Genomic DNA, 14,843 nt, shown 5'->3' with positions numbered 1-14,843 from the left:
ATTGTTTCTGCTGCAAAGATACGAAAAAATACCTTATTCTCTTTTATTTGTTGTTTATTTCTCTTTTCTTTTTGTTTCAGCATATTCCCTTGGTGATATGCCATAGTGTTTCTTGAACACTGTAGAGAAGTGAGTCTGGTTGTTGAATCCCACAGAATAAGCTACTTGCGTGATGTTAATCTGTCCTTCTTCAATAAGACGTGCAGCTTGCTCCAATCGTAAGTTACGGATGAATTCACCGGCAGAGACGCCTGCTATTTCTTTCAGCTTACGGTGCAGTTGGGCACGGCTGATGCCTACATCCTCTGTCAGTTTTTCAACGTTGAGGTCTGGGTCGGCCAGGTGCTCGTTCATATATTTCATCACTCTCTCAATGAGAGCGTCGTTGTTGCCCTTCACCTGTATCTGCTCTATCTTAGCTTTCTGTCCCTGTGCGCCGCTGTATTTGCCACGGATGCGTCGGACATTGTCTACCAGGTTGTCGATGAGAATATGAAGTTCTTCCATATTGAAAGGCTTCGCCAGGAAGGCATCAGCACCCTTACGCAATCCCTCTAGTCGGTTTTCTACTTCGCTCTTGGAGGTGAGCAGGATGACTGGAATATCGCTTACGTTAGTGTTACTCTTTATCTTCTTGAGCATGGTAACACCATCCATTTCCGGCATCATCACATCGCTTATCACGAGATCATATTTGCTGGTGAGCAACATCTTGAGACCCTCCTTTCCGTTGCAGGCATGTTCAAATCGATACCAGTCGCTCAGTTCGGTCTTGATATAATGTGCAATCTCTGCATCGTCATCTACTATCAGGATATTGAAATTGCGGTTGGCTTGCGTTCTTTTACCGGTGGATTCGGCCGTTTTTGTGCCATCCTCCTGCAGGATCTCCTCTGGCTTGAGGTGTTCCTTGCCCAATGGAATGTTTACCTCGAAGCAGGAACCCTTGATTCCATCGGTGCGATTATAGGCTCTGATAGTTCCTCCATGCATCTTGACGAGGGCTCTGCAGAGGTTCAGACCAATTCCGGTTCCCTCGATATGAATGTCGCTGTTGTTATTGCCTTGATAGAAACGGTCGAAGAGGCGGTCAGTCTTTTCTTCCTTCAGTCCGATACCTGTATCTTCAACCTTGATGATGGCACTCTTCTCATTCTTTCCTATGATAATCGTAATATCACCGCCATCCGAGGTATACTTCATGGCGTTGGAGAGTAAGTTGGAAATAACCTTGTCAAAGTTGATGCGGTCTATCCATACTTGCAGGTTGCCTTCCTCGTTTAGGGTCTCGTCCTCCTTCAGGCTAAGAGTGATGCTACGTTCCTGGGCATTGAAGTTGTAGAGAGATACTATGCCACGCAGGAACTCCTTAAGGTTGGTCTTCTGGCAATGCAGGTGCATCTGGTTCTTGTCTATCTTGCGCTCGTCAAGAATCTGATTGACCAGGAGCAGAAGTCGCTTGGCATTGCGGTCTATCATGTCGATATCCTGTTTGCTCTCTGCGTCTTCTAGTCTATTCTTCAACTTGTTGAGAGGTCCCATAATCAGGGTCAACGGTGAACGGATGTCGTGAGTGGCATTGATGAGGAACTGCATCTTGGTTTCTTCTAAGTCTGCTTTGCGACGGCGTTCGTAAGTATAGAATACGTAAAAAACAGCACTCACGATGGCCAGGAAATAGAGAAGATAGGCCTCTGGTGATGCATACCAAGGGTTACACACCTTGATGTTGATGACAGTTGGCTTCTTCGAATATTGACCATTGCTGGTGGCTCTTACTTCCAGCTTGTAATTGCCAGGCTTCAACTTGTTGAAGGATACGGCATTAGTTCCCTCGTTGGTGCTGCTCCAGTTGCCGCCATTGATGCGATATTGGAAACTGATATTGTCAGTGTTCTTATAGTTGAGCAGAGAGAACTCCAATGTGAATGAGTTTTCTGAGTATGGTATCTTGAAGTTGTCGCTGAGACAATTGGTTGCCTTTCCGGCTTTGATGAAGTTGGTAAGGTATACGTTACCCATCTCCATCTTGTTGGCTCTCACCACATTAGGATAGAAAGTGGTGATGCCGTCGCTTGTGCCGAAGGCTACCATGTCATCGGATGTATGCATGGCAGAACCTAATACATACTCACGTGTGGTGAGTCCGTTGCCATTGATGTGTCCGATGAATCGTTTGGCGTTTGTGTCATATTGCCAGATTCCCATGGTTGTGCTAACCCAATAGTCGCCCTTGTGGTCTCTTACGATACCACATGTCTGCTTGCCTGTTAATGCTTCAGCGTGAGGGAAGTCTACCACCTTGTTCTTTTTGCGGTCGAAGAGATAGAGTCCTTTTTCAGTACCCATCATGATGTCTCCGTCCTTTCCTTCGCAAATGCCATTTATCTGCTTGTCTTTTAGGATATTGTGCCATCCGAAATCCTTGAAGCTGAGTGTCTGCGTGTTGAGGCAGGATACACCGTTGGCTGTACCAATCCATAGATGTCCGGTGTGGTCAAGAGCCATACTGCGAACCCAGTCGTTGCAGAGGTAACCTTTTTTACCTCGGGTACTCATATTGAGGATCTTTACGTTACCGGTTTCCACATTATATATATATAGTCCCTTACTGTAGACCGAAATGTAGAGGTTTCCCTGGTTGTCATCAGTCATACAATAGATGCCGGCACTGGTAAAGCTGATTTTCTGCTGGTAAGCTCCAGTATATGGATTATAGCTGTAGAGTGCACTACTATTGCTGATCCAATAGCTGCCACGCTTGTCTTTGTAGATGATACAGGTTCCGGCTGGTGATTGAGGATGAGCGATAATCTTTCCTGAAGCATCAAAGCAGAAGACGCCACTGTTTTGTACGGTACACCATGTTTCTCCTCTATCGCCTGGCGCAATCGAGGATACACTACTACCTATTATATAGTTTTGTGCTGAGAAACTCCATGAGTTGAAAGCCTGTTGGCGTTGGTTGATGAGATAGAGTCCCTTTTTATAGCATCCTATCCAGAGGTTGTTGTCCTTGTCTTCGATGATGTCATTAACGAAGGCGGTGGATAGATCGAAGTTACTGTTGCTGCTTTCCAGTTGCTCCACCCGGTTGCTTCCTTTCCTGATCAGCAATGCTCCATGCTCAGAGGTACTGATATAGAGATTTCCCTCATGGTCGAAGGTTGCATTATTGATGGTTACGTTATTGGCGTAGGTGCCAAAGTCGTAGCCGGCATCTGCTATTCTGCCCGTCTTATAGTCATAATAGATGATGCCATACATACATACAATGAGCAGGGTTTGTGGACGATGCTGTATGAAAGCCACTGGCGCTCCGTATGGCGATTTGAAGTCTTTGCGGTTCACCTTTCCCTTGTTTTCGATGAATCGGGTAAAGGTGGATAGGTGACTACTCTGCCATAGATAGTGGTGCTGGTCTTCATAGATATGGGTAAAGAATACGTCGAAGTCGCGCTCTGCGTATTGTCTTTCCTGCTTAATCAGGAACTGCTTATCTGCTGCTTTGTCAGAAGCTGCTTTCTTTACGGAATAAAGTCCGTAGCCGGCAGTTCCCAGCAGAATATCACCACAGTGATTTTCTACGATAGAGTAGATGCGTGGCTTTCTGCCATCAGGAAAATTGAGACGAGTGAAGTCATTCGTCTCATAATTATAGCGCATCAGTCCCTTGGCACTACCTATCCACAGGTCACCTTTCTTATCAACAAGGAGATCTGAAATGATATTGTCTGTGATGGATGTCGTATCCTTCTCGTCGTGCAGATAGTTGGTGAATCTGTAGCCGTCAAACTTGCTCAGTCCATATTCCGTACCTACCCAAATGTATCCGTACTTATCTTGTACGACACAATTGATGAGCGAACTGGACAGTTTGCCAGATGTGAATAATTCGCCACCATCAGCCCATAGCATGAGTGAGGCGAGGAGTGCGATAAGTGCCGCAAGGCATTTCCTGGTATACTTCATATTTTTGGTCGTTTACTTGTTCTTGTTTGGTTATTGTTGCTGCAAAAGTAGTAAAAAACTGCGAAAGCAACAAATAAAAATGCGATAATATGTTTCGTTTCCTTTTGTTTCTTTGTCTTTTATGCTTTTATTTTGTCTATGAAACAAATAGAAACGTTCTGGTAACTAGATATTAAAGAGCTTTCAATAGTTTTTTGTACATTTGCATCGTGAATAGCGAATTGTGACTAACAAAAATGTAAAACAATGACTAAACAAACAATAAAGATTTTATTGTTGGCTCTCTTGCTGGCAGGAAGTAGTAGCTTGGCTTTCGCACAGAAAGTGTGGAAGGGTTCTTGGGCGACTGCTGTTGAATGGACTGGTAAAGGAGATATGCCTAAGGAAAGCTTGAGCAACCGTTCTTGTCGACAGATAGTTCATGTTTCCTTTGGCGGAGAGGAACTCAGAGTGAAGCTCAGCAATGAGCAGAGCAAGGAACCGGTGGAAATCAAATCGGTGTATATTGCAGATACTGATGTTCCAAGCAATTGGGGAATTCAGACCAAGACGGTGAAGTATCTTAAATTCAATGGCAAGAAGAATGTAACCATCGCTCCAGGCAAGGCTATCTTCTCAGATGATTTGAAATATGCCTTGAAGAGTGGACAGCGCCTCACGATTACCATCGACTATGGCAAGCAGACTCCAGTGAATGCAACATCCCATCGTGGTTCACGTACTACCTCTTATATAGTAAGTAATGTAAAGGGCAAGGCGGTGAAACCTGCAGATGCAGCTTTCGATAAGCAGGAAAAGGCTGACCACTGGTACAATCTTTCTGCCATTGATGTGAAGACCGATAAGGCTACCCCAGTGGTGGCTATCCTCGGAAACTCTATTACCGATGGCCGTGGAAGTACTACTAACCATCAGAACCGCTGGACCGATTTCCTCTCGGATGCTCTGAATGCAGAGAAGCCATACGGCGTATTGAATCTCGGTATCGGCGGCAACTGTGTAGTGCAAGGTGGATTGAGCGAACCAGCTATGAAACGTTTCGACCGTGATATCCTGGGACAGACAGGTGTAGATAAGCTCATCATCTTCGAGGGAACCAACGATATCGGTTGCTGCGGTGGAAATTATGAGCATGTAACAGATACCCTGATTGCCTGCTACAAGGTGCTGATAGCGAAAGCCAAGGCAAAGGGAATCAAGGTGTATGGCGGAACCATTACCCCAACCAAGGGCAACGGATGGTATTCTTTCTGGCATGAGGCGATGCGACAGACCGTGAACGAATGGATTAGAAAAAGTGGTGCCTTCGACGAGGTCATCGATTTCGATGAGCTGACCCGCGATCCGAAAGACCCTCAGCGTCTGAAGGCTGAGTATTCTGACGACTGGCTGCATCTCAATCCGAAGGGATATGAGGCAATGGGCAAGTTTGCCGCAGAGAAATTGAAGTAAATATATTATATGCATCTTTTATGTTATATATATATAATAAGGTGTAAACTTAATGACTGAATAAAATATGGAACAGACAACTGTATCACAGGAATCTAAGGGATTCTACAAACTGAATTGGCTACAACGCATCGGATTCGGATCTGGCGACTTGGCACAAAACCTCATCTACCAGACCATCTGTATGTATTTGTTGTTCTTCTACACCGACATCTACGGACTCAATCCGGGTGTGGCTGCCACCATGTTCCTGGTGGTTCGCATGGTCGATGTACTTTGGGACCCATTGGTGGGAACTTATGTAGATAAGCATAATCCACGTTGGGGTAAGTATCGTTCATATCTCGTCCTGGCGGGTTTGCCACTCACCGTACTTGCCATCCTCTGCTTCTGGAATGGTATGGAGGGACAGACAGAAACCATCAAGCTCATCTATGCTTACGTAACATACGTAGGCTTGTCAATGCTCTATACATTGATTAATGTGCCTTACGGAGCCTTGAACTCTTCGCTGACTCGCGATACAGATGAGATAACCATTCTCACCTCTGTACGTATGTTCATGGCAAATGTGGGTGGACTCTGTGTATCGGCAGGTGTTCCAATCCTGGTAGCCATGCTCGCAGCAGCCAAGGATCTCCCTATCGAAATGGCGCTCTTCATGGGTTTGGGTTCTCTGCCATCCTTCATCTTTATGCCGCTGGTGCCTGCCATCAAGAAAAAGGTAGGCAAGAAGAATATGTTCTACATCTTCCTTACTGTGGCCATCGTGGGTATGGCGATGCTTTATTTCATCAGCAAGATGGGACCAATAAAGGATTATATCACGCTGGTTTATATTGCACAGTTCATCAAGTCAACAGGTGTTATCGTGGCTACAGGTTATATGTGGGCTTTGATTCCTGAGGTTATTTCCTATGCTGAATATACCAGTGGCAAGCGTATTGCCGGTATTGTCAATGCCCTGACCGGTATCTTCTACAAGGCTGGTATGGCTTTGGGTGGTGTTGTTCCTGGTGCAGTCCTTGCATGGACCGGTTATCAGGCTGCGGCAGCTCAAGAGAGCAACTCGCTTCCTATCGATGGTAATGCCTGGTTTGTTGCCATGCTGATCTATGCTCTGGTAGGTTTCGCCCTTCTGGTATTCTGCTTTACCCAGACCAAGGAGCGTGTGGTAATGGACGAGAAGGAAACCAAGAACGTTAAGGTGAGCGACCTGTGGACAGAATTTTTCCATAACCGTCCTCTCCGTATCGTGGCTCTCTTCTTTATTACCGCCTTCGCCATGATGTCGGTTGGTAATGCTGCCGGTGCTTACTTCATGAACGATTTGGAGCAGCAGAGTGCGCTGGCACAGGAGGGTATCCGCTGGCTTGTATGCGTGATTCCTGCCATCCTGCTGGGTTTGGCGATGTTCATCATCTCTAAATATGAGTTGACAGATGAGGTCATCGACGATATCAACAAGAAGATTGAAGCTCGTCATCAGGAAGAAAAATAAGATACTGAATTTTAGCATATTAGGAAGTTAAAGGAGTTAAGGAGTTAAGACGTATGTCTCGCTGCTTAAAAACTGCGCCAAAAAGACTATTGTCTTAACTCCTCAGCGACCGTAGGGAGCGATAACTCCTTAACTTCTTTAACTTCTGAACTTGCGAAACTTGAATAAAATAATAAGTGTACAATGAAAAGAATATCGACTTTTGCCTTGGGCTTGATGCTTGCTTCTGCAGCTTTTGCCCAGAAAGGTAATAACGCTCAAATCCCAACATTCCAGGAAACTATGGGCAAATATTTCCTGGTTGGTGCAGCGGTTAATACTTCTCTGACTGACGGACAAGACCCTGCAGGTGAGGAAGTAGTGAAGAAACAGTTTAACCAGGTGGTTGCCGAGAACTGTATGAAGGGTGAGAAGAATCATCCGGAGGTGAATCGCTTTGATTTCACCGATGGCGATAAACTCGCTGACTGGGCTGAGAAGAACGGCAAGACCTTGATAGGTCATTGTCTGGTATGGCACTCTCAGCCACCTAAGTGGATGTTTACCGATGCTAAGGGTAATCTGGTAAGCCGTGAAGTGCTCATCGGCAGAATGTATAACCACATCATGACCGTGGTTACTCATTATAAAGGTAGAGTAAAGGGCTGGGACGTAGTGAACGAGGCATTCGAGGATGATGGCTCTTACCGCAAGTCTTTGTATTATAAGATTATCGGTCCGGAGTTCATCGAGTTGGCTTTCCGCTTTGCGCATGAGGCTGATCCTAACGTAGAGCTTTACTACAATGATTATTCTACTTCGAAGCCAGCCAAGCGCGAGGCTATCTGCAAGCTGGTTCGCGATTTGAAGGCGAAGGGTCTCCGCATCGATGCAGTAGGTATGCAGAGCCACAATGGTTTTGATTATCCTGATTATGCTGAGTATGAGAAGAGCATCGAGGCTTTTGCTGGTGAAGGCGTGAAGGTGATGCTGACTGAGCTGGATATGAACATGCTTCCTAATCCGGAAGGATTCGGCGGAGCGGAAATCAGCCAGAAGTTTGAACTTCAGAAAAAGTACAATCCATACGTGAAGGGACTTGACAAGAAGGCACAGAAGCTCTTCAACCAGCGTTATCTCGATCTCTTCAAGATTGTAGAGCGTCACAAGGATGTCATCAGTCGTGTTACCTTCTGGGGTGTCAACGATGGTCACTCTTGGTTGAATGGCTGGCCTATCCCAGGCAGAACCAACTATCCGCTGCTCATCGACCGCAACAACGAGGTGAAGCCAGTGGTGAAGGAAATCGTCAATCTCTTTAAATAAGATCTCTTCAAATAGAATCTCTGATAATATCATAAATCTCTTTAAATATAAGATAACAATGAAAGCAAGATATTTGTTCCCAAAGGATTATATGGCAGATCCATCTGCCAATGTGTTTAACGGTCGCCTGTATGTTTACCCATCTCATGACTGGGATAGCGGTGAAAGCTTCGACGATGATGGCGGTCACTTCCAGATGAAAGACTATCATGTTCTCTCTATGGACGATGTGATGGAAGGTGAGGTAACCGATCATGGTGTGATTCTCGATGTAAAGGATGTGCCATGGGCTGAGAAGCAGATGTGGGACAACGATGTAGTAGAGAAGGATGGCAAGTACTATCTCATCTTCTCTGCCAAGGATTATAATGGCGTGTTCCATCTCGGTGTGGCTGTGGCTGATAAGCCTGAAGGTCCTTTCGTTCCGAATGCCGACCCAATCCGCAAGTCATACAGCATCGACCCTTGTGTGTTCAAGGATGATGATGGCAAGATTTACTGCTACTTCGGTGGTATCTGGGGCGGTCAGCTTCAGTGGTACAAGGACAACAAGGCACTGAAGGATGAGCATCTTCCAGAAGGCAAGGAGAACCCGTTGCCATCTCGTGTAGCTATGATGACAGATGATGTACAGCAGTTTGCTGAAATGCCAAAGCCTGTTGTCATCGTTGACGAGGAGGGTAAGGTATTGCCAGCCGATGATCCTCATCGCTTCTTCGAGGCTAGCTGGATGCACAAGTATAAGGGCAAGTATTACTTCAGCTACTCTACCGGTGATACCCATTATCTCTGCTATGCAGTAGGTGATAATCCTTATGGTCCGTTCACTTACAAGGGCGTCATCCTGGAGCCTGTAGTAGGTTGGACAACCCATCATAGCATCTGTGAGTACAAGGGACAGTGGTATCTCTTCCATCACGACTGCGTGCCATCAAATGATACAACCTGGCTTCGCAGCGTAAAGGTGGCTCCTCTCTTCTATGATGAGGAGGGTAACATCTTGCCGGTAAAATAGAATTGATTTTTAGGTTTTAATAGTTTGATGAATAGTTGATACATGAGTTAGTGTTAGTTAGAAACGGGCAGCATCTTCGTGACGAAGGTGCTGCTTTTTTATTTTTTCTTATAACTTTTTGTTTCTTCTTGTAAATTGTTTCTTATCTAATGTTATTTTTAAGTTATTTCTTTCGTTTTGTTATAGATTTCTAAGTTTTTTGTTTACCTTTGTGCCCGTAAACCATTGAAAAGAATGAATTATGTTGAAATTACTGTTAAGGTTATGGTGGCTGCAACAGCGCCGTAACTTCCGCAAGAGAGACGCCTTCGTGGCTTGCTACATCATCTTCCTGTATGTGGTGGTGGGCTTCAGCTTCTTCCAGGGCTTCACCGAGAGTGGAGGAGAACTGAAGGGAGAAGATATGCCGGCATTATTGGGTGCGGGCATCGTAATCGGTATGCTGATTCCTGACATCATCATGAAGATGGTGATGAAGCGGGATATTACGGCAATGGATGATTATGTGAAGTCGCGCCCTGTGCCTGAGAAAATCTGGAACAAGTTCCTGCTCACTACCAATCTCGTGAGCTTCTGGAACTATGTGCTTCCGGTGCTTACGCTTCCGGTGTTCATCTATCTCTTGTCGGCAAGTGAGGCTGTAGCCAGCTTTTTCCTGTTCCTGGAGTTCTCTTTCATCAACGGCATCTACATCACCTGTTACCGCAAGGCTACGGAGTGGATTCTGAAATGGCCCTTGATATTGGGATGGATGGGAATGTTTGCCGTGCTGATAGGATATATGTTTGTGGCTTCCTTCTTCCCGGTATATATGGGATGGATAGGTCTCTTCTTCCTTGCTGGAGCGGTATTCACCGGACTTACCGCCTATCTCTATCACGAAAAGATTTATAACGAGCAGAAACAGAAGGTTTCCAGGTTCCGTGGATTCAGCCATGTCAACCTCTTCAGTCTGCAATATATCGGCACATTGAGAGCAAAGCGTGTCCGTACGATGGTGATTATGATTACCGCCATCTTCCTTTTCGATGCCTATCTCTTCGCCCTGATGCCTTTAGAGCCGGGACAGGAAATGGGGGACAAGGTGGCTATGACTACCCTCTATGTGGCAGGTGCCATCCTGCTGCCATCGGTGGTGTTGTCGCAATGGACCTTTGGTATTGAGGCAAACTTCTTCCATGGTTTGATGACCAAGCCGGTAAAGGTGAAGCAGATGCTGCAGAATTGCTTCTATTATTATATGGTAGTGAGTGCTGTCGCCTTGTTGCTCACCCTTCCGTTCCTTTTCCTGCAGGCAGGAATCGGAATCCAGGTGCTTATCGGCGGTTTCTGTCTGGCGGTGTTCATCAATCTCTTCAATCTGCCTACAGCACTCTTCTCTTCCCGTCTGGAGATATTCCAGACTTCCATGTTCAGCATGCAGGGAGCGAATCTGAAGATTAATCTTTATGCTATCGCCTTCCTCTTCCCGCTGGCTGGCGTCTGTGCCATCTATCATTTCTTCGGTGAGACGGCATGGTTTATCACCTGCGTAGCGCTGGCAGTCATCAGCATCGCCATCCATAAATGGTTCATCGCCAAGATTGCTGCCATCTTCGAGAAGAACAAGTACAAGCGCATGGAGAAGTTCATGGAAAGCTAGGAGAGTAATCATAAAGTTCAATGTTCAAAATTCAAAGTTCAAAGTAATATGATTAAGATTCAGAATCTCAAAAAGATATATAATGGCAATACCGTACTCGATATTGATAATCTGGGTGTTGCAAATGGCGAGTTGATAGGACTCGTAGGTAATAATGGTGCGGGCAAGACCACCTTGCTCCGCCTGATTCTCGACCTGATTCAGGCAGATGATGGTTTCGTGGAAAGCAATGGACAGAAGGTGAACGAGAGTGAAACCTGGAAGGAATATACCGGCAGTTACATCGACGGCAGATTCCTCATCGACTTCCTCACCCCTGAGGAATACTTCGATTTCATCGCTGATGTCTATAATATCGACGATGAAACCCTGCAGGAGCGACTGGCGCAGTTTGAGGGCTTTATGCACGATGAAATCATGGGAACCAAGAAGTATCTCCGTGATTTCTCTCAGGGCAACCGACAGAAGATTGGCATCATTGGAGCGATGATCATCAATCCGAAGGTTCTTCTCCTGGATGAGCCATTCAACTATCTCGACCCATCTTCTCAGATGACTATCGCCCACATGATTCAGCGCATCTGCAAGGAGCAGGGCACCACGGTCATCATCTCCAGCCATAACCTCAACTTCGTTGCCGACATCTCCTCTCGTATCCTGCTGCTGGAGAAAGGCAAGCTGGTGAAGGATCTTCCGAATGCTGATGGCGCTGCCATCGCCGAACTCAACGAGTACTTCGGTATTCAGGCGGAATAAGAACACGATATTACATAGATAAATCTCCCTCTCTGAATCGCCAGCGAAGCAACAGAATTGCTTCCTGGCGATTCTTTTTTTTAAAAACCAGTTCTTTCTCTCTGTCTGTAAAGCATGGAGCATCAACGAATGAGCCCTATTTAAATGCGAAAGAAGGCTTATTCCACTTTTTGCCTGGTAATGGCACAAAGTTGCCCTTAACTGGGGCAATATTGTGCCATTGCCAGGCATAAAATAATACGTCGGGAGATAAATTTCAATAGGACTGTTACTACGATTCGGCAGATGCTTTCTGGTTGCAGGTGGAGTCGGTTTGCGTGAGAAAAACCCTACTCTCGATTTCACTCTTCACTCTTCACAGATTCCCCTGAAACCCCGATAAACACTGGGGTTGTGAGAGGTGAAGAGTGCTTGTTCACTCTTCACCACTCTTCACCTTATTGCAAAGCTCGGCCATCATTGATGACAGGAACTAGTCATAATAGATGATTGGAGCTGGTCATAATAGATGACCGAACCATTGCTTATATGATGCGTTTAAAAAAATGATGAGGGTGAAGAGTGGTGAAGAGTGGTGAAGAGTCAGCTCAACTCTTCACCGCCATAAATGTCTCACACACAAAAGCTTACATTATGAATGTGAAGAGTGAAGAGTGTTTTTGAAAGTAGCTTTCTATACATCGGGTATTTGAACAATCTGTGAACTCTTCCGTCTTTTCTTTACCTTATTAATATAAATTATGCTTCAAGAAAAATGTAATTTAGCCAACTGAGGAAACAAAAAGTAGCCAACTGAGGAAACGAAATCCGGCCAACTGAGGAAATAAAATCCGGCCAACTGAGGAAATATCGAAAAAAAGTAGTATCTTTGCACACGTAATCAAATATTTGAAAATATGGAATACAAACATAGAATCGCAGACCAAATGCTGGCAAAGAAACTGGCAAGCAAGGGGGCTATCTTGATAGAAGGTCCAAAATGGTGTGGAAAAACTACCACCGCCGAACAACAGGCTAGCAGTATCCTGTATATGGATAATCCTGCCTCATTGGAAACCAATCTACAGATGGCAGAGATTGATGCTTCTGTCTTGCTGGAGGGTGATACACCAAGACTTATTGATGAATGGCAGTTAGCACCCAAACTTTGGGATGCCATCAGATTTGAGGTTGATCATCGGCATGATGTGGGACAGTTTGTCTTGACAGGCTCCGCTGTTCCTGCAGATGAAAAAGATATGCACCATTCTGGAACAGGACGGTTCAGTTGGCTAACGATGAGACCAATGAGTCTCTATGAGTCAGGCGAATCAAATGGAAAGGTGAGTTTGGTACATTTGTTTGAAACACCAGAAAAGATAGTTGCCATTAACAAACTGAAGATAGATGATCTGGCATATCTGATTTGCCGTGGCGGTTGGCCTTTTGCTTGTGGATTACAAGGCGAAGCAGCTTTGGAACAAGCATTCGACTATGTGGATGCTGTTATTAAGAAAGATGTTTCGCGGGTGGATGGAGTAAATCGCAACGCAACGACTACAAGATTGCTATTGCGTTCATACGCCCGGAATCAAGGTTCGCAAGCCACCATAGGAACGATTGTGGCTGATATGATGACAAATGACGAAAATGAAATTAGCGCTAAGACTGCAGGTAGCTATCTGGAAGCCTTGCGCAAGATTTTTGTCATAGAGGATTCCGAAGCCTGGAACCCTAATCTACGCTCCAAGACGGCTATTCGTACTGCAAATACCCGTTACTTTATAGACCCGTCTATCGGAACGGCTGTATTGGGACTGGGACCTAAAGATCTTATTAACGACCTCAATACGATGGGGCTCTTTTTTGAGACCCTTTGTATTCGTGATTTGCGAGTCTTTGCAGATGCATTAGATGGAGAGGTGTATCATTATCGCGATAAAAATGGATTGGAATGTGATGCTGTTGTGCATCTGCGTAATGGTAAATATGGACTTGTTGAAGTAAAGTTAGGTGGCGACAAACTCATTAACGAGGGTGCAGAAAATCTGCTAACTCTTGCTGGTAAAATAAATACTGAAAAAATGAATGATCCCTCCTTCATGATGGTACTTACGGGAACTGGCGATTTCGCTTATCGAAGAAAAGATGGTGTTTATGTTGTTCCTATCGGGTGTTTGAAAGATTAAGACAAGGCTTATTCTACTTCTTGCCTGGTAACGGTACTAAGTTGCATCAGCGTTGTGTATGAACGAAGAAAACTTAAAATAATTGAGTTAAAATAGAAACACGGACAACTTGAATTTGTCCGGCTCTTTTGTCCGGGTGTTTGTAAATGGTTAAAAAATCGTGACTTATGGGCTGTCGGGCAGTTTGTCCGGACAAATTCAATTTGTCCGTGTTATTTTCTTTGCCTTTTAACTCTCTGTTTTCCACTTCGGAACTCATAGACTTAATAATTATAACTCGCTCTAAATTTGACTTTGATTGAAAATCAAGAAGTTGGGCGTTTGCCTATATTATATAGGTAACAATATGGAAACGAGCGACCTTCTGCTCGTTTCTGTATTTTGCAATATGCAAAGAACGCCTCAATTCGGGGACAAAGATACGATAAATTTCTAAATATCCCATAACTCGCTAGGAGAAATTTATGGAATTTAGAACTTTTGCGTAAAATCTGATGCTTAGCAACACAATATGCATCCAAAAACAAACAGCAGGTATTCGGATATAGTTTATCCGAATACCTGTTGCCATAACGTTTTATTGCTGACGATGATTCTGACATCGGCTTTCATGTACTGTTGCAATATTGGGGTATTTTGTCCCTGTGTGCTCACAGAGGCTGTAGCCATAAAATAGTTGCCATCTTCCCTATGTATGAGCTTGGCATTATGGCTTATGATGTTGCAGTTATAAGATGCATTGTTGTTGCCCTCGAAAGAAACATGAGCCGTCCTTGGCTCATCGAAAAGATACAAATACTTGTATGGCACAAATACTTGCACTGTTCCTTGATTGATGACCTCACCATTAGCCTCTATGGATATAGGATAAGGTATCTTATAGAAAGCGACTGCGAGGGCGAGGACTATGATGGTAATGATTATAGTCCCCAAGCTGACGAGGCGAGGAGGAACCTTGCCTATTACGTTCCTCACCTTCTCGCTTCTCAACTCGATATTATCTGATTCTTTTTCTTTCTGTTCCATGTCAAA

General features: G+C 44.8%; 9 protein-coding genes. 7 read left to right on the top strand and 2 right to left on the bottom strand.

Features of this window, described 5'->3' with window-relative positions; genetic code table 11:
- Positions 1 to 54: 54 nt before the first annotated feature.
- On the bottom strand, positions 55 to 3,972 hold the full coding sequence (locus ACQRBJ_RS02180) for a two-component regulator propeller domain-containing protein (protein WP_445302747.1): 3,918 nt from the start codon (positions 3,970 to 3,972) through the stop codon (positions 55 to 57).
- A gap of 246 nt (positions 3,973 to 4,218) precedes the next feature.
- Here ACQRBJ_RS02180 and ACQRBJ_RS02175 point away from each other — a divergent pair, with 246 nt between their 5' ends.
- The 7 genes from ACQRBJ_RS02175 (at position 4,219) to ACQRBJ_RS02145 (ending at position 13,811) form a co-directional block, all read left to right on the top strand.
- Positions 4,219 to 5,424 carry an SGNH/GDSL hydrolase family protein gene (locus ACQRBJ_RS02175; protein ID WP_294967334.1) on the top strand — a complete coding sequence of 402 codons (1,206 nt, stop codon included), beginning with the start codon at positions 4,219 to 4,221 and terminating at the stop codon, positions 5,422 to 5,424.
- Positions 5,425 to 5,491: 67 nt separating this feature from the next.
- The gene (locus ACQRBJ_RS02170) at positions 5,492 to 6,925 is read left to right on the top strand and encodes an MFS transporter (RefSeq protein ID WP_445302746.1); all 1,434 of its coding nucleotides are present in this window, start codon (positions 5,492 to 5,494) and stop codon (positions 6,923 to 6,925) included.
- A 183-nt stretch (positions 6,926 to 7,108) separates the two neighbouring features.
- Positions 7,109 to 8,230 (top strand): endo-1,4-beta-xylanase, encoded by a 1,122-nt coding sequence (locus ACQRBJ_RS02165; RefSeq protein ID WP_441936273.1) that lies wholly within the window; start codon positions 7,109 to 7,111, stop codon positions 8,228 to 8,230.
- 58 nt (positions 8,231 to 8,288) lie between these two features.
- A complete protein-coding gene (locus ACQRBJ_RS02160) occupies positions 8,289 to 9,245 on the top strand; it encodes a glycoside hydrolase family 43 protein (protein WP_089544108.1) in 957 nt (318 codons plus the stop codon).
- A 241-nt stretch (positions 9,246 to 9,486) separates the two neighbouring features.
- Positions 9,487 to 10,887 carry a DUF5687 family protein gene (locus ACQRBJ_RS02155; protein WP_445302745.1) on the top strand — a complete coding sequence of 467 codons (1,401 nt, stop codon included), beginning with the start codon at positions 9,487 to 9,489 and terminating at the stop codon, positions 10,885 to 10,887.
- A gap of 48 nt (positions 10,888 to 10,935) precedes the next feature.
- Positions 10,936 to 11,643, top strand: coding sequence for an ABC transporter ATP-binding protein (locus ACQRBJ_RS02150; RefSeq protein ID WP_295347538.1), 708 nt, complete (start codon positions 10,936 to 10,938; stop codon positions 11,641 to 11,643).
- 896 nt (positions 11,644 to 12,539) lie between these two features.
- Positions 12,540 to 13,811 carry an ATP-binding protein gene (locus tag ACQRBJ_RS02145; RefSeq protein ID WP_217762033.1) on the top strand — a complete coding sequence of 424 codons (1,272 nt, stop codon included), beginning with the start codon at positions 12,540 to 12,542 and terminating at the stop codon, positions 13,809 to 13,811.
- Positions 13,812 to 14,360: 549 nt separating this feature from the next.
- Here the strand turns inward: ACQRBJ_RS02145 and ACQRBJ_RS02140 are convergent.
- Positions 14,361 to 14,837, bottom strand: a complete 477-nt coding sequence (locus ACQRBJ_RS02140; RefSeq protein ID WP_294936018.1) for a hypothetical protein — start codon at positions 14,835 to 14,837, stop codon at positions 14,361 to 14,363.
- Positions 14,838 to 14,843: the final 6 nt, after the last annotated feature.

The organism is Prevotella sp. SGI.167 (assembly GCF_050313615.1).
Lineage (GTDB): Bacteria > Bacteroidota > Bacteroidia > Bacteroidales > Bacteroidaceae > Prevotella.
This window is presented reverse-complemented; position numbering and strand designations above follow the sequence as displayed.

Coding starts and splice junctions, on each gene's coding strand:
- ACQRBJ_RS02180 (WP_445302747.1), bottom strand. CDS start 3,972: ATGAAGTATACCAGGAAATGCCTTGCGGCACTTATCGCACTCCTCGCC.
- ACQRBJ_RS02175 (WP_294967334.1), top strand. CDS start 4,219: ATGACTAAACAAACAATAAAGATTTTATTGTTGGCTCTCTTGCTGGCA.
- ACQRBJ_RS02170 (WP_445302746.1), top strand. CDS start 5,492: ATGGAACAGACAACTGTATCACAGGAATCTAAGGGATTCTACAAACTG.
- ACQRBJ_RS02165 (WP_441936273.1), top strand. CDS start 7,109: ATGAAAAGAATATCGACTTTTGCCTTGGGCTTGATGCTTGCTTCTGCA.
- ACQRBJ_RS02160 (WP_089544108.1), top strand. CDS start 8,289: ATGAAAGCAAGATATTTGTTCCCAAAGGATTATATGGCAGATCCATCT.
- ACQRBJ_RS02155 (WP_445302745.1), top strand. CDS start 9,487: ATGTTGAAATTACTGTTAAGGTTATGGTGGCTGCAACAGCGCCGTAAC.
- ACQRBJ_RS02150 (WP_295347538.1), top strand. CDS start 10,936: ATGATTAAGATTCAGAATCTCAAAAAGATATATAATGGCAATACCGTA.
- ACQRBJ_RS02145 (WP_217762033.1), top strand. CDS start 12,540: ATGGAATACAAACATAGAATCGCAGACCAAATGCTGGCAAAGAAACTG.
- ACQRBJ_RS02140 (WP_294936018.1), bottom strand. CDS start 14,837: ATGGAACAGAAAGAAAAAGAATCAGATAATATCGAGTTGAGAAGCGAG.